We start from the raw sequence: 23,515 nt of genomic DNA on the forward strand, positions 1-23,515 counted from the left end.
GATTTTTTTGTATCGTTTCTAATAAGGTTTTTGTCCTACATAGTTTCCGGGAGGACTATAATTACAGCCCCAGATTTCAGCACCGCTCGGACATTTAGCTGCATAACAGCCTATCTTAACTGAGGTTTTCCAAACGACCTGAGTATAATGTCCGCAGACCTGTCCGGACTGGCAGGTATTGCTAGAGTAGGTGTAGTATTGCTTTTCGCTATACCAGGCTTTTACTACATCATCGGCTTTTGCTCCTGCGGCGGATCTCCAATATAGATTTTCACCGTAACCCGGGTTACTCGGTCCTGCTGTATGGCTCATGGTGCAATTGTTCTGATTGGCCAGATATTCTACCTTGCTTTTAGCGTAAGTAGCAACTGTACTATCCCAGCTTACATCAGGCAGAGAAACTCCCTCTGAGGCTCTGTACGTATTATGCGAACTGACAATCCCGGAAACCTCGGTATATTCGCCTGTGCTTGTACTGCCAGTGCCAGTTCCGGTAGTAGTTCCTGTACCTGTTCCGGTAGCTGGTGTTGCAGATAAGGCTCCTAAAATAAGTAGAAGTTTATCCTGATCTTTCTTTTTTACGTCTGTTTCACATTCTGATTTTAATGAAAGAACATCTGAGGGACATTTCGAAAGATTCTGAATGCAGCTTACGAAAAAGAGCAATAGAAATATAGGAATTAATCTTATTATCATAGTGAATCTTTTTGCATAGAACTCCTGGTTTGAAAACCATTTTTTATGATTCCAAAATTTATGTTGATATGTGTTGTATAAATTCGATATATGGACTCGGAGGTAGATTTAGATGTCTGAAGAAATAAGCATAATCGAGAGACCGAGACAGCATTCCCTGTGCATAACGGAAACAGTAGGTACTATGAAACTGGGTAAGATAATGGGACCGGCGTACCATGAAATACTAAATCTTATTACTAAGCAGGGCCTGAGTTGTACAGAAAAAGATGTTCCTTTTACGCAATACAATCATCTTGATTGGGACAGGGTAAATCAGACAGGTTTTTTTGCTATGGTCTATTTGTTATTTTTCCATAAGTGGAACATTGATATGGGAATACCCTGTCCGGAATCGGCTCAGGGCGAGGGGAGAATTAAGAAGTTATATGTAGAAGAAGGAAAATATGTGCGTATGATTCATACGGGTCCCTATCAAAAAGTAGGAGATACCTATAAGAAGATTATAGAATATGCTAAGAAAGAGAACCTGCAACTTAAAAATCATTCTTTAGAATTTTACTTGAATGATCCGAGAAATACACCTGAATCCGAATTAAAAACAGAAGTATTAGTTCCTGTATAATTGTTATCTCCTGTTTATCCGGATTCTTATTTGACCCTTATGTAGGTATCCGGTTTTCTGTTTACAAAAAAGGCTCTAATTCTAAAAGGGTTCCTATGCAGGTAATAGAAGCAACAGGTGAAATACACACGAGTCGTATCAATCGGGTTTACGTAGAAACTTATGGTTGTCAGATGAATGAATACGACTCCGGACTCGTGAAGAATCTCATGCAAAAAGCTGAGTTTACGATCTCGAAAAATCCGGAAGAATCCGATGTAATTTTCTTAAATACCTGTGCTGTTCGAGAGAATGCCCATGCAAAAATTTATTCTCGCTTGCAAAACCTTGGATACCTCAAAAAACGTAATCCGGCCCTTGTAATTGGTGTTTTAGGTTGTATGGCTCAAAATCTCGGAGATGACCTGTTTCACCAGGAGCTTCCACTGGATATAGTTGTAGGCCCGGATAATTACCGGGATTTACCTGAGCTGATTACAAAAATTCGGGAGGGAGAGTCTTCCCTTAATCTTACCCGTCTTTCTAAAACCGAGACCTATGATGAACTCAAACCATCAGTCATAAATGGAATCCAGGCGTTTACAACCATTATGAGGGGCTGTAATAACTTTTGTACTTTTTGTGTAGTTCCTTACACAAGAGGGAGAGAAAGAAGCCGTCCTATAGAATCTCTTATCGAGGAAGTGAAGGATCTGGTGCAAAAAGGAGTAAAGCAAGTAACCTTACTCGGCCAGAATGTAAATTCCTATCTTTACGAAGCTCACGATTTTGCTTATCTCGTAGAACAACTTTTAAAGCATACTTCGATTGAGCGTATTCGATTTACTTCCCCCCACCCCAAAGATTTTCCGGGACATCTTCTGAAACTTATGGCAGGAGAAAAACGTTTTTGTTCCAATATTCACCTTCCTTTGCAGGCCGGAAATACCCGTATCCTCGAAGAAATGAAGCGAAATTATACCCCGGAAGAGTTTTTATCTCTCGTAGATACCATTCGAGAAACAGTCCCGGACTGCGGTCTTACGACAGATATTATTGTGGGTTTTCCCGGGGAAACAAAAGAAGAGTTCATGGATACTCTCAGAGTCGTAGAAAAAGTCCGCTTTGACATGGCATTTATGTTTAAATACTCGGAGCGAGAAGGTACAATAGCTCAAAAGCGTTTTCAGGACGATGTTTCGGAAGAGGAAAAAGGCCATAGATTGACCGAGCTGGTGGAGCTTCAAACAGGAATTTCGGCTGAGAAAAACCGGGAAAAGCAAGGTAAAGAATTTGAAATTCTTGTGGAAGGCACATCTCGTAAGTCAGAAAAAGAACTCTGCGGTCGGACGGACTGTGGAAGAATGGCTGTCTTTCCCATCCCTGAAGAAAAAAGTTTAAACGACTATCTTGGATCCCTTGTTAAGGTAAGGGTTAAATCCTCCAGTTCCGCAACTCTTCGAGCTGAGCTTATCTAATAAATAGAGCAAGGTTTTCCACTTGCTCTTTTCTTCCCGTTTCTCCAGCATACTCTTACAGCGTGTCTTAAAATAGACTTATCTATTAAAGAAAAGCAAGCTGCAAGAGCCTGTAGCTTCATTTTCAGACAGGCTCTTATAATAAATCACAGGAGAAAAGCGTATGAAACGTATACTTATCCTTGCCCTTGTGGCTATTTTTGCAGTATTTAACTGCTCCAAACCTAAAGAAAAACTAAGCATACTGACCGGTGGTCAGGATGGAAACTATTACAAAGCGGCACAGGAACTGAATGAAGTTCTAAAAAAAGGTTTCTTTGAATTGGATATTAAAGAATCAACAGGTTCGATTCGCAATATCGGTCAATTAGGAAGTGGCGCTGTGAATTTGGCTTTAGCTCAATATGATGTAATTATTCTCAATGCACTTTATTTAGATGAAGAAAGTAAGAAGCTGGTTAATAATTGTCATGTGGTAGCACCTATGGCCTATGAAGTGATTCATATTCTTACCCATAAAAATTCCGGGATTAATACCCTTGATGATCTGAAAGGAAAAAAAGTTGTAGTAGGTCAGGAACGTTCGGGAACCTGGGTAAGTGCTTACCTGATTATGAAAGCGGTTCATGATATTAATATTACAAAAGATTCTAATATGATACACCTTCCTGATAAAGATGCCATTGCTAAGCTATTGGCAGGAGAAGTGGATGCAATGTTTCTTACTTCGATGGAAGGAGTTCCCCTGTTAAAAGATATTCCGGCATCTGAAGAAAGTAAAATAAAACTGGTTTCTGTAGGATCGAATTATCAGATTCCCCAGTTAATTCAGAATTTCTATTTTGTGAAACAACTCTCGGCTAATACTTATCCCTGGCAAAAAGAAGATGCTTTTACTTATGCTACTCCTTCTTATCTCTTAGCCAATAAATCTTTCAGCCGTGAAAAAGTTAAGAAGATTGCAGAACTTGTTTATAAAAATGCGGATACACTGAAAAAGAAAAGTTCTCTCTGGAATCTTGTAAGTGAAGAAAAAGCTCGTAAAGATATTAAGAATAAAATTCCTTATCACGTAGGTGTGAAAGATTATTTAAAATAAAGAACCAATAATAATATATATTGAGGATGGGGTGAAAGCCCCTCCTGTTCTATTTTTATTTTCTGCATCCATACTTCATAAATAAATTCTATTGCTAGGACTTTTACCGGATTGAAATCTGGCCAAATCAGGGCCTTAGAGAGAGTCTAATGAAAAAATATAATACATTTGCTGGTGTTTTTACTCCGTCCATTTTAACCATTCTCGGTGTTATCATGTATCTACGTTTACCCTGGATTGTCGGACAGGGTGGACTCTGGATGTCTATAGGAATCATCGTGGTGGCTCATATCATTTCTTTTACTACCGGTCTTTCTGTGGCTTCTATCGCAACAGATAAAAAAGTAAAGGCAGGTGGTTCCTATTATATGATTTCCAGAAGTCTTGGTCTTCCCATAGGTGGCACTTTAGGTATCGCCTTATTTGTAGGAATGTCCTTTAGTATTAGTCTTTATCTAATTGGTTTTTCTGAAAGTTTTCTTTCTTTTTGGGGAATGGAAAAAAGTATTCACAATATTCGTCTTGTGGGTAGTGCATCTTTATTTATCGTAGCTGTTATTACCATAATCAGTACTTCTCTTGCAATGAAAACCCAGTATTTGATTATGACGGCCATTTTAGTATCTCTTGTTTCTGTTATATTCGGTAAATCAAATAATCCGGGTTTTGTTCCGCATCTAAAACCTTTGCCGGGTGCTGAGTCCTTTGCTACTTTATTTGGAATTTTCTTTCCCGCTGTGACAGGCTTTGAAGCCGGTGTATCTATGTCCGGTGATTTACAGAATCCCAAGCGTTCGATTCCGATTGGTACTATTACAGCCATTATTGTAGGTTTTATTGTTTATCTGGGTCTTGCTGTTTTTTTTGCTTACCGGGTAGATTCCAAAGCTTTATCTTCCGATGGAGATGTTTTACAAAAGATTAGTTTTTCTGTGCCCTTATTACTGGCAGGTATTTGGGGAGCAACAATTTCTTCGGCTATAGGAAGTATTTTGGGTGCTCCGAGGGTGTTACAGGCTACCTCTATGGACAGGATCACTCCTTCTATTTTCGCACGGGGGTACGGAAAAACGGAAGAGCCAAGAAACGCATTGCTTCTCACCATATTTATTGCAGAAGTCGGAATTCTTATAGGTGAATTAGAAATCATCGCCAGGGTAGTTTCTATGTTCTTTATAACTGCTTATGGTTTTTTAAATTTGAGCTGTGTAATCGAAAACTGGGTAAGTCCGGACTTTCGACCCGAATTCAAGATTCCTTCCTGGGTAGGACTTTTAGGTACTATAACCTGTTTAATCATCATGATCCAGCTCGATTTATTAGCCATGCTCGGTGCCACCTTTATTATGAGTTTGCTTTTTTTATATATTAAAAAAAGAGAATTAAATTTAGAAGGAGGAGATGCTTTAAAAAGTATCTGGTCGAGCCTTGTACGTTATGGTCTTTATAATTTAAGTCACGGTTCTATGCACCAGAGAAACTGGAGACCGAATATATTATTATTTAGCGGTGGAACCGAATCGAGACCCTATTTGGTGCAACTATCGAGGGCCCTGGCAGATAAAAGAGGTATTATCACCAACTTTCATCTTCTTGAAAAGAAAGACGAGAATCCGGTAGCCCGTTCCCGAATTTTAAGTGATGAGGCTGAGGAATCAGAAGGTATTTTCACCAGGGTGATGGAATGCGAAGATGTATATGGTGAAATTAGTCAGATTTCTCGTTTTCATGGATTTTCCGGTATTGAACCCAATACTGTTTTTTTAGGTAGAGCAAAGAATCTTTCTAATGCAGAAAAATTTGCAGAACTTATCTGTGACTTTGAAAACATGGATTATAATGTTCTAATGCTTGATTATAATAAAGAAAGAGGATTTGGAGATATGTCTTCTGTAGATATATGGTGGTCGGGACATGGAAATAATCTCTCCTTTGCTTTTTCTTTAGCGAGGTATTTACAGTCTTCTGTATCCTGGTCATCTGCTGAATTTCGTTTTTTACTCATAAGTTCGGACAGATCCAAATTAGAATCTATGGGTTTGCGATTAGAATCAATTCTAGCAGAATACCGGCTTCATGGAAAAGTAAAGGTAATATATAATGAAGATAATAAGCGTCCATTTTACGATGTGATTCAGGAAGAGTCACGCGGCACTGATCTTGTATTTTTAGGCTTACCGAATTATCGTATGGAAGATGTTTTTAGTATTGATAGAAAAATTTCTCATTTTTCAAAATCCCTCGGAAGTATTCTCTGGATAAAAGCTTCTTCTTATTTTCACCGAATATCGTTTGGTTCTTCTGTAGTAGAAAAGAAAAAAGAGGTAGAGCAGGAAAGCTTACCGGGATATGATTTTGGAAATCATCCAATAATAAAGGATTTGTTAAATTCTAATTTAAAGAATTTAGAGAACCTTTTAATTCAGTTCTATGATTCTTCCTTTTCTTCTTTTTATGATGGACAGTATTACTTTCTAAAAAAATTTCGTGATGAAATCGAAAAAACTTATAAAGAAATCCATCATCCACCCAAAGTGAAAAAATCTATAGATTATCTTGATGTAGATCTATATGAATTACTATATTCTTATGGCAAAGAAGAACTGGTATCTGTTTTGGAGATCATGAAGCAAAACGAAGAAACAGCTATTCATAAGCTTAACGATTATCTACGCTCTTTACCTTCTCGTGTAAGTATAAGTAAGAGAGTAGAAGACTTAAAAAAAGAATATGAGGGAGCTTTTTCTGAAAAGTTCTTGGGTATCTTTCCAAAAAAGAAACATAATTATTCAATCCAATACAGAGAGATTATGAGATATTTTATAGATGAGTTTATAAGTTCTGAAGTAAAATACTATTCAAGAAAAATATTAGAGCAGTCTTATGAAATGTTACAAGAGATTTATAAACTGAGAACTTTTGTTACAGAAGAAAAGTGTAAAGAATTCAATAAAAAAGAAAAGCAAAACAGGCAAAAATTATTTATCCAGTATCTTGAAGAAACAGATATACTATTACTCAATATAGGTAAAGAAGAATTATTAAATAAGAAAAAACTACTTTCCGGTGTAAGGGTTTTCTTACAGCGTTCCAGAGACATATTTGAACACCCTGATTCGAATCGGTATTTTAATAAAACTTACAAACATCTAAAGAAGAATTCTGATCTTATATTTGATGTTAAAGATATAAATCAGAAATTTGGAGATTCGATTACCAGCTTAGTATCTATTATTGAATATGGTGTTCTATTAATACAGTTTCAAGAGGAAGTATTTCATTCAACTAATTCTATATTTCGAAAGCTGGAAGAAGAATTGCAAAAGGATCTATTTGATCTTCTTGATAGCTTACGAATACAACGAGAAAACGAAATTACAAGGCCCCAAGCCGGATCTTCCGAAGCTTCAAGTTATTATGAATTTGAGTTTGAATTAGATCGTTATCTTGGAATTTATAAACGAGCATTGAGAATATTATTAAATAATCTACCGGTTTCTCTTGAAGTTATGAATGAAGCTTCTATTAACAAAATTGCAAACGGAGAAATTGATACACCTGAGATGATGCTTGTTCCTCTTAGAAAATATATGCAGCATATTTTGGATTCAGATATTATTATGGAAGTAGAACATAGCTTAGAAGAAATTTCTACATACGTATATGAGTATATAGCAAAAATCAAAGCTATTGATAATAAACTGATTTCCGAAATGACGAAATCGGGTATTATGAAAAAGCAGGTTCAGAAAAAAGTCTTATCAGAAAACTTCTCTTATTGGGAACTTGAACGGAAAGCCTTTGAAGAAAAAAGTAAAGAGACTCAGAGGAACTTGGATAATATCATACTACAATCTTTTTCAAAGATTGATATCTATCATTTGATCCGGGAATCAGAATCACTGGGTTATATTGTGAAACGAAAAGAAAGAACGAGATACTATAAAAGAGTTTTTCAGTCAATTTCTTCCATGTTTACAGGTTTTCTGGTCAGGTTATTACATCTAAAAAATAAAGTGATTGTATCTTCCGGAATGGTTTCTGTTGTAAAAAGTCAGGAAGATATTTACCAGTCTTTAAGAAGGACTGTCTTAGAGAATACCTTAAACAAAGCTGTTTCAAAAGCTCTTCCATTTTATTATCAGAATGTATTTTTAGGAAAAGAAACTTTTTCTAAAGATATTTTTATCAAAAGAGAAAAAGAAATTCAGGAAGCAATAAAAATTTTAGAAGGCAATGCAGGTGGAATTTTCGTTGTTCACGGATATCCGGAATCAGGAAAAACCTGGTTAATGAGATACTTATCTGAAAGTATTACCGGGAAAGATATGAGACTTTATTTAAATCCTGAAAATATACCCTATAGGGAATTACAGGATTTTTATCGCTTATTAAACCGTCAGACCGGACTGCAAAAAAATCAGGTGCAGGAATTTCTTTCTCGGCTGGATCTTATCATGATTGATGATTTGGAATTATTCTGGCAAAGAAAAGAGAATATGAATAAAGTCTTAAAAGAGATATATGAAATATTCGAAAATAATGATAAGCAGGTTCTCATTATTTGCAGTATGAATACATACGCTTACAAACTGATGAGAAAGACCACCGGGATAGATAGTTATACTCTAGGTTCTATTGAGTGTTCTCCTTTTACCTCGGAAGAATTGATGAATTCCATTTTACCCAAACACCGTGTAAGCGGATATGGCTTAAATTTGGAGGCCAGAGAAGAGGAAGACATATCTTCTTTTCAATACGCCAGATTTTTCAATAAACTTTTTAATCGTTCCTTTGGTATTATTGGTTATTCTCTTCGTCTCTGGATATTATCTATTCAAAAAGTAGAACGAAGTACAATATTTCTGGACATGAAGAATTTATCTCAGACTGAAGTATTAGAAGACTTACCCGTACTTTGGGAAGTATTGGTTACTCAACTTATACTTTATAAATCTGCTTCAGAAGACGAGTTAATTAGTTTATTAGGAGAGTCTAAAGAAGAGATCAAGAAGGCATTAAACGGAATGCTCAGATTAAACATTCTTATTCAGCAACAATCTTTTTACTTTTCCTTGAACCCGGCATTACAAATTCAAATAATACGGGCATTTCAAAAAAAAGGGATACTCTAATGGAACTATTTCGTCTTCAGGTCTCAATGATAGCCTTATTGGAGTTTCTTATAGTGATGACTCCATTAAGTGTATTATCCCTGCTTATATACAGATTTTTATCAGGAGTGTATACCAGGAATCGTCTATTACGAAAAATATACCGTATTTATCCGATTTTACTGGTACCGGGATATTTTATAATATTTTTATATTTCTCTTATAGAGTATTAGAATATAGTCCTATATATTATTTTTTTCTTTTCTTTTTCTGTCTGGGTTTCGTGTTTTTTCTATCCCGAAATTTTATAAAGGATTTGTTTACAGGGATGATACTTACTTCTGAAAATCGCTGGGAAGCCGGATTACAATTAAAACTGGATGAAGTCGAAGGGGAACTAAAAAAAGTAGGTTTTTTTGCATTGGAACTTTTACAGAAAGATGGTTCGAGAGTTCGAATTCCCTATAGGCTTTTGTTGGAGAAACAATTTGTGGTTAGAAGTGGAAGAAAAGAGGAATTGCGAGGTCACACTTTTGAATTGATTTGCGAAAAAGGAACCAGATACAGTAGCATCGAGAGAAAAATTATGGAGATTATTTATAATTACCCCTGGACATCCCTGGCCAGAGAACCTATTATTAAAAATATCTCCAGACCGGGGGGAGAATTGGAACTTGAAATAACAGTTTATACCCTGGGCAATACAAATTATAATGAATTAGAAAAAAAAATTATCTCAGGTATTACCCGTGACCCAAAAAAAGAAGGAAATCGATAAGAATTAATTATCTTTTTGCTCTGCTTTGGCCCAGAGTTCTTTGAAGACAATCTCGCTGACTGTTTCGCAGAGTTCGGGCTTGTAAAGCTTCTTAACCGGTGGTTTGGGATAGATGTGGATTTCATCTATATCGGGAATGCTGGTGAGCATACGGATAATTTTATCACTTTCGTCGATCTCGTACATGGTATGAGAGATTCCTTTGGAAGGAATAATTTGGGAGCTTGATAGATATTTCATGGGAAGAGCCTTTAATTTTATTTACTCGTACAGGACTTTCTATTTTTATGAACCATGTAAGTTTTATAAGTCCTGCCGTCAAGGCTAAGATCAAGGAAAATGGTAATGCTTAAAACCTGGAAAGAAAGGTTTGTTCTCGGAATCACCGGAATCATTGGAAGTGGAAAGTCGAGTGTTTCTAAACTCATGGAGGAGTTGGGAGCCTTTCGGATAAATGCTGATGAACTGGCGAGGTTCTATTCATCTGAAAAATCTCCCATATTAAAAGACATTGAGGACATAGTGGGTGTGCCTATTTTGGATGAAAAAGGGAGCCCGGATAGGAAAATTATCGCGTCGATAGTTTTTTCGGAACCTCAAAAATTAAAAGCTTTAAATGATTTGATCCATCCTCTTGTCCGGAAAGAGGCGATAAATCTTATTGAATCACAGACGGGTGGTAGGATTGTAGTGTATGAAGTTCCCTTACTCTTTGAATCAGGGGCCGATGCACTCTGTGATGCCACTTTAACCGTAGCAGTTGAGGAATCGATTGCACAGGAAAGGGTTCAAAAAAGAGACGGAATGAATGAATCTGAATTTCGGGCTCGACTGTCTAAACAGATGAATCTTAAGAAAAAACTAGAACTCTCCGATTTTATAATCAATAATAACGGGGATTTATCGATTTTAAAGAAAGAGTGCGAAAATATTTATCACACAATAAATCAATATAAAGGACTGAGTGAATGAAGGAGAGGACATTTTATACATTTAACCTCGATGTAAAACGGATTGCAATTCTGTTGTTTATTCTTGTGGTTATCATAGCTTATGTATTCATGCTGGGAAGAAGTTTTGGTAAAAAGAGTGCTGCCAGTAAAGATAAAGAGAATACTACTCCCATTACAACGGAAGACAAGAATAACGAAAAGGCTAAAATAAAAGAAGGAACGAACCCTCAGGTCAATCCTGTAGGAAATCCTGATTCGTCTAAAACCGATGAAGTAAAAGTTCCAACGGATGATTCAAATACGGTTCATGACAAAAAAGAGCTGGAAAATTCTACTGTAGTGACAGATGAAAAGTCTACGGTCATTGAAAAAGCTCCTACTGAAACCAAGAAAACTACGAAAAAGAAAGCCAAGAAAGTCGCCAAAAAGAAGAAAGCTTCTTCTTATTATTTTACACTTCAACTTGGAGCATTCAGTACAGTAGAAGGAGCAACAAAGCTAAAAAACTCAATCATCAATAATAACAAAATTGATGATTTTCCTTTTATTGATAGAAGTGGTGATTTTTTTGTCGTTCGTCTGGGTAGAAAAAATACTAAGGAAGAGTTAGATAAGATTAAAGCCAGCCTGGAACCTGCCTTATCTGAAGTCGCCAGAGTAAAACGAATCTCTGCAAAATAATGTAATTGGGAAGGAGACCCATGTTTTGGAGGCGACCCACGATTTTAAGGCGACTCTCCGGAGGGTCGCCTTCATTGCGTGGATATAATCTAAGCATTTACCCGGAAAAAGATAACATCCCCATCCTTGACGATATAATCTTTTCCTTCAATACGAAGCTTTCCTTCTTCTTTTACTTTAGCAGGTGAACCGGTGCGATTTACATCTTCAAAAGTCATAACTTCAGCCCGAATATACCCTTTCTCGAAATCAGAGTGAATAACAGAGGCTGCTTTGGGTCCTGTACTGTTTCTTTGAGTTGTCCAGGCTCGAACTTCCTTTTCACCGGCGGTTAAAAAAGTGATGAGATTTAAAAGATGGTAGGCTGCTTTCACCATCCTGTCCAGTCCGCTCTCGGTTTCTCCCAGTTCTTCGAGGAATGCGAGTTGTTCTTCTTTTTCCAATCCGGAGAGTTCTTCTTCGATTTTGCCGGAAAGGACAACCACTTCCGAGTTTTCTTTTTCTGCTAATTCTCGGATTTGTTTGACGAAAGGATTTTCATCTTTCTTGGAAATCTCGGATTCATGAATATTTGCACAGTATAAAACCGGTTTAATCGTAATTAGATTAAAGCGTTTTGCGATCTTTTTTTCATCTTCATTGAGTTCTACACTTCTTGCCGGGTTTCCGGTTTTTAAAGCTTCGAGGATTTTCTCCATAACAGAGGAGATTTCTTTAGCTTCTTTATTACCTGAACGTGCTGATTTAATAATCTTCTGGTATTGCTTGTCTAAGCTATCGAGATCGGCAAGAATAAGCTCGTAGTTAATTACACTGATGTCATCTGCCGGATCAATTTTCCCGTGAACATGGGTGATATTTTCGTCTTCAAAGGCTCTTACCACATGACAGATAGCGTCTACTTCCCGGATATGAGAAAGAAACTGGTTTCCCAATCCTTCTCCCTGACTTGCACCTTTTACCAGTCCGGCGATATCTACAAATTCAATAAAAGTAGGTATGACCTTTTCCGGTTTATAGATTTCTGCTAAACGTTCCAGTCTGTAATCAGGAACTTCCACGATCCCTTTGTTAGGTTCTATGGTGCAAAAGGGATAATTGGCCATTTCTGCACCGGCTTTGGTGATTGCATTAAAAATGGTAGACTTACCTACATTGGGTAGCCCGACGATTCCGCAATTTAAACTCATAAAAACTCCGCTGAATTGCTATGTTTTTATCAGGGCTTAATTTTTCTATCAGGTTTTACCCAGGAACGCTCTCTATCTTTTGTATTCAGGGGAAGAAATTCGTGTTGGTTTCGAATCAGCCTTCCTTCTCGGAAATAAAGGCTTATTTTGCCGATATAACCGGGCTCTTTTGAGCAGGATGCGTAATAATGGTTTTTATAAAAAGAGTAGGAGAGGTCTTTTGCATCCCGAAAGATGAAAAAAACAGGGTTCTGGCTTCGGGAAAGAATGGTATAATCGGTTGGGAGTTCTCCTCTTTGCAGGAAAACAACACTCAAATTAAACTCATCTGCATTGATTTTTCCACTAAAACGGGTGCTTACACTGGAGAAGAGGAAAGTTTCATCCTTCCGGGAGAAGATTTTTTCTCCCGGTATTTTCAGGTTATTTTCCCGGTGAGAAAAAATAGGATACAGACCGGTAAGTGGATTATCACCCGTTTCTAAAAGTTTCAGGTCAGAAGCTGAAAGAAAAAGGGCATCAAAACCTGTCTTTTGATACTCGTGAAGAAGGGAATTCGAATTTTCAGCGGAAGAAAGAATGTCTCCGGTTCCGAAAAGAAAGACCTTTCCGTATTTCCCGAAGATTCTGGCTTCTTCTCTGCGCTTGTACTCCGAAAGGGTGGATAAACCGAGGCTTCCATCTTTTTCGAAGTGAAGAATCGATGCTGGATCACAGACGTATAAAAAGGTATAAGCCCTGTCCTCGATGGAAACAGGCTTTCCGCTGAATAGAAGAAATAGGGACATTAAGATAGGAAAAAGCCATTTGAACATAGTACTATATTATCTATCATTTTTAAGTGTAACTCAAACTTTTTCCTTTAAATTAGTGGGGAGCTTGAGCGGCTCACACAGAAGATACGAGCGGCTCACACGGAAGATACGAGCGGCTCACACAGGAAATACGAGTGGCTCATATAGGAAATACGAGTGGCTGGTCATGAAACATACAAAAATATTGGAGATTTAATAATCATTATCCTGAAATCGGATATTTAAGAAAATACCATCCGATAGCTGCTACACACATAGGATGATGTATCTTATTTTGTTCGAGTAAGACAGGTAATTCTTTTAGATCCACTTCTATTACTTCGATATCTTCGTGAGGATCGAAATTTTGTACACTTGTTTTTTCTGCATCCCTCGCAATAAAGAAGTCACACCAATTATTGAGTATAGCCGGATTTCCACTGGCTTTGCCGAGGTATTCCCAGGTTTTAGAAGTGTAGCCGGTTTCTTCTTGTAGTTCTTTTTGTCCGGCTTGAAGGGAAGCTGAATTTCCTTCTGTCTCTACAATTCCACCCGGTATTTCGAGACTGTAATCATTGATTCCATGACGATACTGTTTTACCAGGACTACTTTATTCTCTTTTGTGATAGGAATTACATTTACCCAGTTTCTGGTTTCTATAACATAAAATTCTCCCTGTATTTTGTCATCGGGAGAACTTGCATCACGACTGATAAGAGTAAAGATTCGGTTAGATGATAAGACTTTGCGATTCGATAGTTTCCATTTTAAGTCCATAGTTTTCCTCATTCTAATACAGGTACTCGAAATTCCCCGTTTTTAATTTCTTCAATTCGAGCTTCGAGGTTGTTGGAGAACTTCACTTTCCCGAAAAATATGCCCTGTATTTCAATCACTCTTTTTTCCTTTTTTATGAGCTTTATTTGAAATACTAATTCGGTTCCACCCATATTCTGATTGGGTACTACATCTACTTCGCTCGCCAGCCTCTGATGTCTGCGTAGTTCTCCGTAAGGAAGGGAAGCTGTATCAGGTAGAAAGTCTACAGAGCTTTCTACAAAATAGTTATTATCGATGTGCCTAAAAGCAAGTTTTATAGGATGTAGATTCGAGCTAAATTTGTAAAGAAGCTGGTTTTTTTTTCTTGTCTTTGCTTTTCCCTGAAGAAAGAAATAAGTTTTTTGATAAGGGTCTTCAAATCCTATAATGAATTCCTTATTTTTTCCCTCTCGTTTTATTATACCCACACCTTTTTTATAAAAGCGATGATAATTTCGTCCTGCTTCAAATTGAATGGTTCCAATATTCAAATCATCCGGTGAGGCAAAGAGAGGATAAATATATACGAAACTTAACAAAGAAAATAGGGCTATGTATTTATTTAGATTCATTATTTACTCCATACTGAAACCGAATATGAATGGGTCTGAAGAATCGATCCATTTTTAAATGAATTAGATTTTCTGAATTATTTCCAAAGCTTAAGAAATGGTTATAATTAAAACGATTTAAAACTCCGTTTGAATAAAACTCTTCTTCTAAGAGAAGAACATTTGGCTTAAAATATTTTTTTCGATAGAGTATATTATTTTTGGGTCCGAGTTTTTTAACCTCTTTCAGATTACCTTTTTCTGAATAGCTGAAATATAATTTAAATACAGGTCTTTCTTCTTCATCAAAGACAGATTCACTGGTAATCTGGTTTTTTGCATCATAGGTATAAACAATTCTTGCATTGGAGTCAATAGAAGAACTGGAAGGTGATTTTAGTTTACCATCTTCTCCGAAATACTCTTCTTTGATGCGTCTGCCTTTTTCATCGTAATCAAAACGATAACCGGAGATTCCGGAACTTTTATCTTTAAAATCTTCTTCTATCGGCCTTTCAAAAGGCGAGCTTGATTCGCTGATTTCATATGAACCTGTTTCTTTTTTTCTTTTTCTCCATCGATCAAAATATTCTATAGAACTAAAGCAATGATCTGTATGAAACTTTTCTTTCAGGCAATTTGAATTATATGAATAGTGTGTAAGGGCAATTCCACGGTAGTCTTCGGAAAGAGCTGTCAGGGAAGGATTTAAACGCTTTTCTTCGCTAACAAGTCCCTGTGGGTTATATTTAAATTCGAGGATAAAGCTGAGGGTCTTATGGTTCCTGTAGTAGTATTTTCTGATGATTTGTCCCTGCTTATTATATTTAAATAAAGTAGAATATTTATATTTACTAAATTTATCGTGCATAATCTGCTTGCGAATTTTTCCGGATGGATAAAAATATAATTCTTTATATAATCTTCCGGTAAAGTCATAAATTCTCTGCTTGTAGAGTTCTTTTTTCTTAAAAAAGTTTAAGAATCGAAATTGAGGTTTCCCCTCATAGGTATATAAAAAACCTTCATCATCAAAACTGGCTTCAAAATTTTTTTTTCCTGCGGAATCATACTGGTAAATGGTATAACCGACGGGATTAACTTCTGTTGTTTTTCTGAAATAGCGAATGGAAACAATTTGGCTATTTGGATTATAGGAGTAAGTAATTTTGCAGATACCGGTTTCATCGCTTGTATTACTCAATTCATTTTTACTGTTATAGTATTCTTCACTAATTTTTTTTCCCTTATCATTATAGCTATATTTAAAAATGGCTATTCCCCGGTTATTTTCTTTCAAGTTTCCATCTTTGTCAAAAAGTTTTTCTTCTATCAGGTTATTCTTTTCATCGTAAGCATAAGTAAACCTTGCGATTCCGTGAGAGTTATTCTGTAAGAGTCCTTTATGATTATAATATTCTACTATATGTTCATTACCTGCCTTGTCATAAAAAATTTTAGAGGAGGCGATACCGGTATCACTTTCTGCCGGTTGTCCTTTTTCATTAAACTTTTTTAATTCACTTAGTTTTCCGTCTTTATTAAAAATTGCTTTATACATAGCAGTATCGTTCTCATCTTTAGTTAGCTGACCTTTGGAATTGAAATGCTTTAAAAGCTCAATGCAATTTTTCTGAGTATTCTTAAATTTTTCCAGACAGCTTTTATTATAAATATGAACCTTCTTTGCAATTCCATATTGATTTTCTGTTAGACGGTTATTAGAATCGAGATAGTATTCTAAAAGTTTATTACCCTCTTTATCGAACGATTCCATGGTACTATGGATTTTACTTTTAGATTCAGGCGGTTTTTCGAAATAGATCGTACTTTCCCAGTTTTGATTGTTGAGTCTTTTTATTCCGTATGTATAGACCTTTTTATTTTTTACGAAGTTTTCTTTTATCTGAAAGTAATCTTTTCCGTAAGAATAGTTCAGGATTTTCCATAGTTCTTTTTTGCCGGCAGGGTTGGATTTATAAATTTCTTGTTTCTGTCTTTCTCCCTGAGAATCGTAGTAAACTTTGGAATAAAGGGGAGGATCGAGGTAATTAATTACCTCCGGATCGGCAAAAGATAAACAGGGAACAAGGAGTGAAAACAGTAAAAGCAGACAAAAATACATCATAACAGGTTTTTTGTACTTTGAGTTTCGGGAATATTTAGTCAAACTTTTTGCTTTCCTTTATAAAAATACTTGTTTTTTGGGACATAATCAACATTCTGATCTTCACGTTTCTTCTTTTATCCTGGAAGAAACCCATGTACTTGGCTATTATTTTTAGTTTTGGAGCTCTGAATGATTATCAACAGGTATTTTACCGGAACCGGAGAAACAGCATATCCCGGTATTGAATGGACAAAGAGGGACTCAAGGATTATGAATCCGGATGGTTCCCTGGTTTTTGAAGCGAAAGATATCCTTGTTCCGCAGGACTGGTCACAGGTTGCGGTAGATATACTGGCGCAGAAGTATTTTCGCAGAAGGGGACTTCCGAAATACCTGAGAAGGGTTAATGAAGACGGGATACCTCAATGGTTACAACGCTCCGAACCTGATCATGAGAAACTTGAATCTATGAAGCCGGAAGACCGTTATGTAGGCGAGACAGATGCAAGACAGGTTTTTCACCGTCTGGCAGGTTGCTGGGCCTACTGGGGGTATAAATACGGTTATTTTTCAAATGAAGAAAGTGCAAAAGCCTTTTATGATGAGGTATGTTTTATGCTGGCCTCTCAAATGGCAGCTCCCAATTCTCCGCAGTGGTTCAATACAGGATTATACTGGGCCTACGGAATTAATGGAGAGTCTCAGGGGCATTATTATGTAGACCCTTCCAGCGGAGAACTTCTACGTTCCGCTTCTTCTTATGAACACCCTCAGCCTCATGCCTGCTTCATCCAGTCTATAAACGATGACCTGGTGAATGAGGGTGGAATTATGGATCTCTGGGTAAGAGAAGCCCGGCTCTTTAAGTATGGTTCCGGCACAGGTACTAATTTTTCCAATATTCGAGGAGCAAATGAACCACTTTCCGGTGGAGGAAAAAGTTCCGGTTTAATGAGTTTTTTAAAAATAGGGGATAGGGCAGCCGGTGCCATTAAATCCGGTGGAACCACAAGGAGAGCTGCTAAAATGGTCAGCCTTGATATGGATCACCCCGATATCGAAGAATTTATTGATTGGAAAGTAGAAGAAGAAAAAAAAGTCGCTTCTCTGGTAAGCGGTTCTATTCACAATAACCGGCTTTTGAATCATATTATGAAAGCCTGCCATGATTATAAACCAACCAATGGAAATCCTGCAGACTGCTTCGACTTAAAAACAAATCCGGGTTTGAAAAAAGCTGTTTTGGAAGCAAGAAAGGCATTCTGTCCTGATAGTTACATCAAGCGTGTAATTGAACTTGCGAAGCAGGGCTTTAAAGAGATTTTATTTGAAGAACTTACCACGGACTGGCAATCTGACGCCTATAACACGGTATCCGGACAGAACAGTAATAATTCCGTGCGCATTACCAATGAGTTTATGCAGGCAGTTGAAAAAGACCAGAACTGGAACCTCTATTTTCGTACAGAAAAAGAAAATGCAAAAAAAGAAAACCGTCGTCCGAAACCTTCTGCACAGATAAAAGCCAGGGATCTCTGGGATAAAATTTCCTACGCTGCCTGGTCGAGTGCTGATCCGGGAACTCAGTATCATACAACCATTAATGAATGGCATACCTGTCCTGCAGATGGAGAAATTAAAGCTTCGAATCCCTGTTCGGAATATATGTTTCTGGATAATACCGCCTGCAACCTTGCTTCCGCCAACTTAAGAAAGTTTTATACTCCTGAAACTTCTGTATTCAAGGTTGAGGACTTTCGTTATCTTTGCAAAATTTGGACGATTATATTAGAAATATCTGTTACTATGGCTCAATTTCCATCATCGGAAATAGCAAGACTTTCCTATGAGTTTAGAACTTTAGGTTTAGGTTATGCAAACCTCGGTTCTTTACTGATGGTAATGGGAATTCCTTATGATTCTAAAGAAGCTATGGCTATCACAGGAGCGATTACGGCTATCATGCACATGACATCTTATGCCACATCGGCGGAGATGGCTTCTGAACTGGGAGCTTTTAAAGGCTATGAAAGAAATAAGGCCAATATGCTTCGGGTGATTCGAAATCATAAACGGGCGGCTTATAATTCTCCTGCGGAAGATTATGAAGGTTTAAGTATAAAACCTTTGGGGATAGATTCGGCTTATTGTCCGGGTTATTTGTTAAAAGCAGCCAAGGAAGATTCAGATAGAGCTCTGGAACTCGGAGAGAAATATGGTTATAGAAATGCACAGGTGACGGTTCTGGCTCCAACCGGAACGATTGGTCTTGTAATGGATTGTGATACAACCGGTATCGAACCCGACTTTGCACTGGTAAAATACAAGAAGTTAGCCGGTGGAGGATATTTTAAAATTATCAATCAATCAGTTCCACTCGCTCTTAAAAAATTGGGTTATCAGGATGGAGAGATAGATGCCATTGTGAACTATTGCAAGGGACATGCTACTTTACATGGTGCCCCCCATATTAATGTTCAGACATTAAAAGAGAAGGGATTTACCCAGGAAATACTGGATAGAATCGAGAGTCAGCTTTATACTGCATTTGATTTGAGTTTTGTTTTTAATAAGTTCACTCTCGGAGAAGATTTTCTAAGAAACAAACTGGGTATTCCGGCAGAAGAGTTTAATTCCATTTCCTTTAACCTTTTAGAAAAATTAGGTTTTACCAAAGAAGAAATTCGGGCTGCTACGGATTATGTTTGTGGTTCTATGACGGTTGAGAATTCTCCTTTCTTGCAGGATAGACATCTTCCTGTATTCGATTGTGCTAATAAATGTGGAAGATATGGAAAGCGTTTTCTTTCCTATAGTTCTCATATACGTATGATGGCCGCTGCCCAACCTTTCTTAAGCGGTGCTATTTCTAAAACAATTAATTTGCCGGAAGAAGCAAGTATTGAAGATGTTAAGGATGCTTATTATTCCTCCTGGAAAATGATGCTAAAAGCAAATGCTTTATATAGAGATGGTTCTAAACTTTCTCAACCTCTCAATTCAGTAAGTGAAATTCTGAGTATCACCGAGGAAGATGGAGAGCATGAGAAAGAAAATGTAGCGAAAACTGCTGAGAGTATGATCTACAAATATGTTTCCCATAGGCGAAAACTTCCTAACCGCAGGGCCGGCTATACACAAAAGGCCATGGTGGGCGGTCATAAGATTTATCTCCGAACCGGTGAATATGAAGACGGACAAATCGGAGAAATTTTCATTGACATGCACAAGGAAGGAGCTGCATTTCGAAGCCTCATGAATGCCTTTGCCATTTCTGTTTCCCTCGGTTTGCAACACGGAGTTCCCCTGGAGGAATATATCGAAGCCTTTACCTTTTTCAAGTTTGAACCCAATGGAATGGTAGGAGGCAACCCGCACATAAAAATGTGTACTTCGGTTATCGATTACATTTTCCGTGAACTTGCTATTACCTATCTCGGTAGATATGACCTGGCCCAGGTTTCTCCCGATGACTTGAGGGGTGATGAAATCGGACGTAATAATGCTGAGAGACTATCTGTGAGAGAAAGAGAAACTCCTACTGTTAGTAAACAGGAAGAATATAGCCGGGAACAACTGGATCCTATTTCCCTTTCTAATGTCCTGCGGACAGGTACAGCTGCACAGAATAATGGTAATTTAATGACAAAGGTTCGAGAGGAGGCTATCATAAAAGGTTTTACGGGTGATTCCTGTCCTGAATGTGGTTCTTTCCAGATGGTGAGAAACGGTTCCTGCTTAAAATGTAATTCCTGTGGGGCTACCACAGGCTGTAGTTAAGCAATGCGCTGATTATAGAACTATTCTTATGCAGGTGGGAGAGTGTTTTCTCGCCTGCTTTTATATGAGATTCTTGTTCGGAAATTATATAAAAGAAAGAAGTCCAATTTTATAGTATATGGCCGAAGACATCATTATTGAACTAAAAAATGTTCACAAGACATTTGGTTCTCGAAAGATTTTGAAAGGTATGAATATTCGGGTTCGACGTGGTGAGACGATGGTAATCCTCGGTCCTTCCGGTACAGGGAAATCAGTTACCTTAAAACATATAACCGGTCTGGTTCAACCCGATGAGGGGGACTGTCTGGTCTTCAATCAATCCATTTCCTTCTCTAAGGAAAAAATTAAAAAACAGATTCGGGCAAGAATGGGAGTCCTTTTTCAATCAGGAGCTTTGATTAACTGGTTATCTGTTTATGAAAATGTGGCCTTACCTTTGCGAGAACATAAGCTGGCCAAAGAAGAAGATATTGATAGGATTGTGATGGAGAAGCTTCGCTGGTTAGATTTGGTGCATGCAAAAGATAATTTACCCGGTGACATCAGTGGAGGAATGAAGAAAAGAGCGGGAATTGCCAGGGCTCTGACGACGAATCCGGAAATTCTTCTCTACGATGAACCAACTTCAGGTCTGGATCCTGTAATGTCCAATGTATTTAATGAATTGATTTTACGTCTTCAGAAAGAATTACATGTTACTTCTATTGTTGTTACCCATGATATGAGCAGTGCTTATATGATAGCCGATAGAATTAGCTTTGTGTATGAGGGGGAAGTAGTTCTTTGTGGAACACCTACTGAAATTCAAAGTTCTGCTCACCCGATAATACAGCAATTTATACACGGAAAAACACAAGGACCTATGATACTCGATCATTCAGAGAAGAAGTAGATAAATCTTATATGCAAAATTATAAAAGTTCAGAACAACTAATAGACTCCTGGGAGTCCCAAAAACTGTCGGGAAGGTAAGAAATTAATTTTTCTCGTATGAGTCTCGGACTATTGCCTGCCTGAATTCCCAGTGCCCCTTCGGCAATAAGAATGCGATGAAGAAGTTCTTTTCCGCTATAGGCATTGAGAAGAATCCTGTTTCGCAGGATAAAATAAGTATTTTTCGCATCTATTCCATCGAATACCAATTCAAAGCATTTTTTGAAAAAACGATTTAGATGGAGATTTCCTAAATCAACATTTTCAAGTTCAGCTTCTATAACAAACAATCCCCCCTTTTTTGCTTTTTCTGCAAAAGAAATAAGGATTCGAATGCTTGTGCAGAGTTCTTTTATTTCAACAGGAGTACAACGTATTCTATTTAAAAATTCTCGATCAAATGCCAGCACCATGATACCTTTCTTTATGAAAATATTTCGGCAAGTCTTTTATTTTATGAAATATTAAGAAATACTTGACTTGAAGTAAAAACAGACTATATGAGTTTTGAATATTATTATACGGAGTTATCTTATGAGAAGAATCCTAATTTTGATGGTTTTGGCTGGCTTTTTATTATCACCTGTGATGGGAAGTGATAAAAAGTCTTTATACACTGATATAAAAAAAGCGGGTCTAACAAAAAATCATGTAAAGATACTGAAGAAATATCGTTTACTGTTAGTGACTCCTTCCTATATTCCCAAAACCTGTAAAGTAAATTCAGTGAAAGCGGAAAAGGAAAGTTATTCTATCATTTATAAGTGTAATAAACATCGTTTTACGGTAATGGGTATCGGAGTCGATGAAAGGGGAGACCTGATAGGTTTTATTAAGAAATATAAGTTTCATAATCCTATTTTCGGAACTCAGTATCTGGGAAATGTCGATGAAAACAGTGATGAAAACGGAAAATTTAGTCCGAATGAACCCTATTTTTCAGAGAGAATGGAATCACCTAAAATAAAAGAAGATCATGAATATACGATAGAATTTTCTACAAAGTTTCCATCTAAAACCGCTATTAAAATTGCAGAAAGTCTTTTGTATTTAAAGAAATAGGAAGCATTAAAAGCTTATTAGTTAAATCTTATGTATGGTTTTTATTAATTTTAGCCGGTCTTTAAGGGATAAATAATAGGCTGAAAAGAATTATAGGAATACGTATATCATCTCCTATTTTTGAGAAATGTACAAGATCTTTATGAGTTAGAATAAAAGGTTCTGTTTTATCCCAATTTAAAAATATACTATAGGTATCGATGGCATGAGTCTTCCATATTTTTTTTATGTAGGTATTGCAGATTTGGATCTGTTGATTAATTTCCAATTCTGGACCTAAAAAGTGCATATGCCGACTCCAGATAGGAGGAACGAGACAATTATAACTTTTGGAAAAAAGTGAAAAAAGCTTTTGCAATTTAATTTCGAGCCGTTCCATGTCTTTCTGAATGATATGGTTCCCTCCTATATTCCAAAGAATTTTACTATCTTTGATTTCCGAATAAACCTTTTTACCATTCTCGGAATGAAAAAAGTGAAGCCAGTGATCAGCTCTACTTCCGGGAATTGCAAGATTGATACTCAGACCGATTTTCCCGAACTTTCTCATATTTTCGTACGTACCAAGGTTATGAGCATTGCTATCACCCAGGATGCAAAGATCTACTTTACCGAATCTTTTTGCGAGTTTTATTTGTGAGAGCATTGTCCGATAATAAATCTGTAAGTTTGGGCTTTTAGAAAATCGGGTTTGGTGAGAATCGAATATCTTATACCAGGCCAGTTGGAATAGTTCGTTTTTATCCATTTTAAATATTAATTTCGGTTAATAATTGACTAATTTGTATTAAAATATGAATTAAAAATGAGGGGCTTACCTGAAACATTAAAAATAGAATTCAGGATAAAAAAGTAATAGCGGAGACTA

General features: G+C 36.9%; 19 protein-coding genes. 10 read left to right on the top strand and 9 right to left on the bottom strand.

Translation table 11 applies throughout. The annotated features are described in order from the left end of the window. Window positions 1–18: 18 nt before the first annotated feature. Window positions 19–696: a hypothetical protein gene (locus tag H7A25_17075; protein ID MCP5501618.1), complete on the bottom strand. Its 678-nt coding sequence runs from the start codon at window positions 694–696 to the stop codon at window positions 19–21. A gap of 112 nt (window positions 697–808) precedes the next feature. Here H7A25_17075 and H7A25_17080 point away from each other — a divergent pair, with 112 nt between their 5' ends. From H7A25_17080 to H7A25_17100, 5 genes are all read left to right on the top strand, one after another. Continuing rightward, a complete protein-coding gene (locus H7A25_17080; protein ID MCP5501619.1) occupies window positions 809–1,321 on the top strand; it encodes a GyrI-like domain-containing protein in 513 nt (170 codons plus the stop codon). 95 nt (window positions 1,322–1,416) lie between these two features. Continuing rightward, entirely contained in the window at window positions 1,417–2,778 is a 1,362-nt protein-coding gene (gene miaB / locus H7A25_17085) for a tRNA (N6-isopentenyl adenosine(37)-C2)-methylthiotransferase MiaB (GenBank protein ID MCP5501620.1), read from the top strand. 163 nt (window positions 2,779–2,941) lie between these two features. Continuing rightward, window positions 2,942–3,877, top strand: a complete 936-nt coding sequence (locus tag H7A25_17090) for a TAXI family TRAP transporter solute-binding subunit (GenBank protein MCP5501621.1) — start codon at window positions 2,942–2,944, stop codon at window positions 3,875–3,877. 149 nt (window positions 3,878–4,026) lie between these two features. After that, window positions 4,027–9,012, top strand: a complete 4,986-nt coding sequence (locus H7A25_17095; protein ID MCP5501622.1) for an amino acid permease — start codon at window positions 4,027–4,029, stop codon at window positions 9,010–9,012. Continuing rightward, window positions 9,012–9,770, top strand: a complete 759-nt coding sequence (locus tag H7A25_17100) for a mechanosensitive ion channel (GenBank protein ID MCP5501623.1) — start codon at window positions 9,012–9,014, stop codon at window positions 9,768–9,770. Before H7A25_17095 ends, H7A25_17100 begins: the two co-directional genes overlap by 1 nt. Window positions 9,771–9,773: 3 nt before the next feature. On the opposite strand, the gene H7A25_17105 is transcribed toward H7A25_17100, so the two are convergent. Next, window positions 9,774–10,010 (bottom strand): hypothetical protein, encoded by a 237-nt coding sequence (locus H7A25_17105; GenBank protein MCP5501624.1) that lies wholly within the window; start codon window positions 10,008–10,010, stop codon window positions 9,774–9,776. A gap of 105 nt (window positions 10,011–10,115) precedes the next feature. On the opposite strand from H7A25_17105, the gene H7A25_17110 reads away from it, so the two are divergent. Both H7A25_17110 and H7A25_17115 read left to right on the top strand, forming a co-directional pair. Next, window positions 10,116–10,742, top strand: coding sequence for a dephospho-CoA kinase (locus H7A25_17110; GenBank protein ID MCP5501625.1), 627 nt, complete (start codon window positions 10,116–10,118; stop codon window positions 10,740–10,742). Continuing rightward, window positions 10,739–11,404 (top strand): SPOR domain-containing protein, encoded by a 666-nt coding sequence (locus H7A25_17115; protein MCP5501626.1) that lies wholly within the window; start codon window positions 10,739–10,741, stop codon window positions 11,402–11,404. The genes H7A25_17110 and H7A25_17115 overlap by 4 nt, the downstream gene beginning before the upstream one ends. An 89-nt stretch (window positions 11,405–11,493) precedes the next feature. Here the strand turns inward: H7A25_17115 and ychF are convergent, their stop codons facing one another. The 5 genes from ychF to H7A25_17140 all read right to left on the bottom strand — a co-directional run bounded on the left by ychF (window position 11,494) and on the right by H7A25_17140 (window position 16,929). Then, window positions 11,494–12,594, bottom strand: coding sequence for a redox-regulated ATPase YchF (gene ychF, locus H7A25_17120; protein MCP5501627.1), 1,101 nt, complete (start codon window positions 12,592–12,594; stop codon window positions 11,494–11,496). 29 nt (window positions 12,595–12,623) lie between these two features. Further along, the gene (locus H7A25_17125; protein MCP5501628.1) at window positions 12,624–13,409 is read right to left on the bottom strand and encodes a hypothetical protein; all 786 of its coding nucleotides are present in this window, start codon (window positions 13,407–13,409) and stop codon (window positions 12,624–12,626) included. A 202-nt stretch (window positions 13,410–13,611) separates the two neighbouring features. Next, window positions 13,612–14,178: an NUDIX hydrolase gene (locus tag H7A25_17130; protein ID MCP5501629.1), complete on the bottom strand. Its 567-nt coding sequence runs from the start codon at window positions 14,176–14,178 to the stop codon at window positions 13,612–13,614. After that, complete coding sequence (locus H7A25_17135; GenBank protein ID MCP5501630.1) at window positions 14,175–14,780, bottom strand: hypothetical protein; 606 nt, start codon at window positions 14,778–14,780, stop codon at window positions 14,175–14,177. The genes H7A25_17130 and H7A25_17135 overlap by 4 nt, the downstream gene beginning before the upstream one ends. Continuing rightward, window positions 14,767–16,929, bottom strand: coding sequence for a hypothetical protein (locus H7A25_17140; GenBank protein ID MCP5501631.1), 2,163 nt, complete (start codon window positions 16,927–16,929; stop codon window positions 14,767–14,769). The genes H7A25_17135 and H7A25_17140 overlap by 14 nt, the downstream gene beginning before the upstream one ends. A 129-nt stretch (window positions 16,930–17,058) precedes the next feature. On the opposite strand from H7A25_17140, the gene H7A25_17145 reads away from it, so the two are divergent. Together H7A25_17145 and H7A25_17150 are read left to right on the top strand one after the other, a co-directional pair. Next, on the top strand, window positions 17,059–20,649 hold the full coding sequence (locus tag H7A25_17145; protein MCP5501632.1) for a vitamin B12-dependent ribonucleotide reductase: 3,591 nt from the start codon (window positions 17,059–17,061) through the stop codon (window positions 20,647–20,649). 118 nt (window positions 20,650–20,767) lie between these two features. After that, window positions 20,768–21,544 (top strand): ABC transporter ATP-binding protein, encoded by a 777-nt coding sequence (locus H7A25_17150; protein MCP5501633.1) that lies wholly within the window; start codon window positions 20,768–20,770, stop codon window positions 21,542–21,544. 19 nt (window positions 21,545–21,563) lie between these two features. Here H7A25_17150 and H7A25_17155 read toward each other — a convergent pair whose 3' ends face one another. Next, window positions 21,564–21,995, bottom strand: a complete 432-nt coding sequence (locus H7A25_17155) for a hypothetical protein (protein ID MCP5501634.1) — start codon at window positions 21,993–21,995, stop codon at window positions 21,564–21,566. Between the two features lie 124 nt (window positions 21,996–22,119). On the opposite strand from H7A25_17155, the gene H7A25_17160 reads away from it, so the two are divergent. Continuing rightward, on the top strand, window positions 22,120–22,647 hold the full coding sequence (locus H7A25_17160) for a hypothetical protein (protein ID MCP5501635.1): 528 nt from the start codon (window positions 22,120–22,122) through the stop codon (window positions 22,645–22,647). A 61-nt stretch (window positions 22,648–22,708) separates the two neighbouring features. Here the strand turns inward: H7A25_17160 and H7A25_17165 are convergent, their stop codons facing one another. After that, window positions 22,709–23,395: an SGNH/GDSL hydrolase family protein gene (locus H7A25_17165; GenBank protein MCP5501636.1), complete on the bottom strand. Its 687-nt coding sequence runs from the start codon at window positions 23,393–23,395 to the stop codon at window positions 22,709–22,711. Window positions 23,396–23,515: the final 120 nt, after the last annotated feature.

The sequence above is a fragment of the Leptospiraceae bacterium genome (assembly GCA_024233835.1).
In the GTDB taxonomy this organism is placed as follows: Bacteria; Spirochaetota; Leptospiria; order Leptospirales; family Leptospiraceae; genus JACKPC01.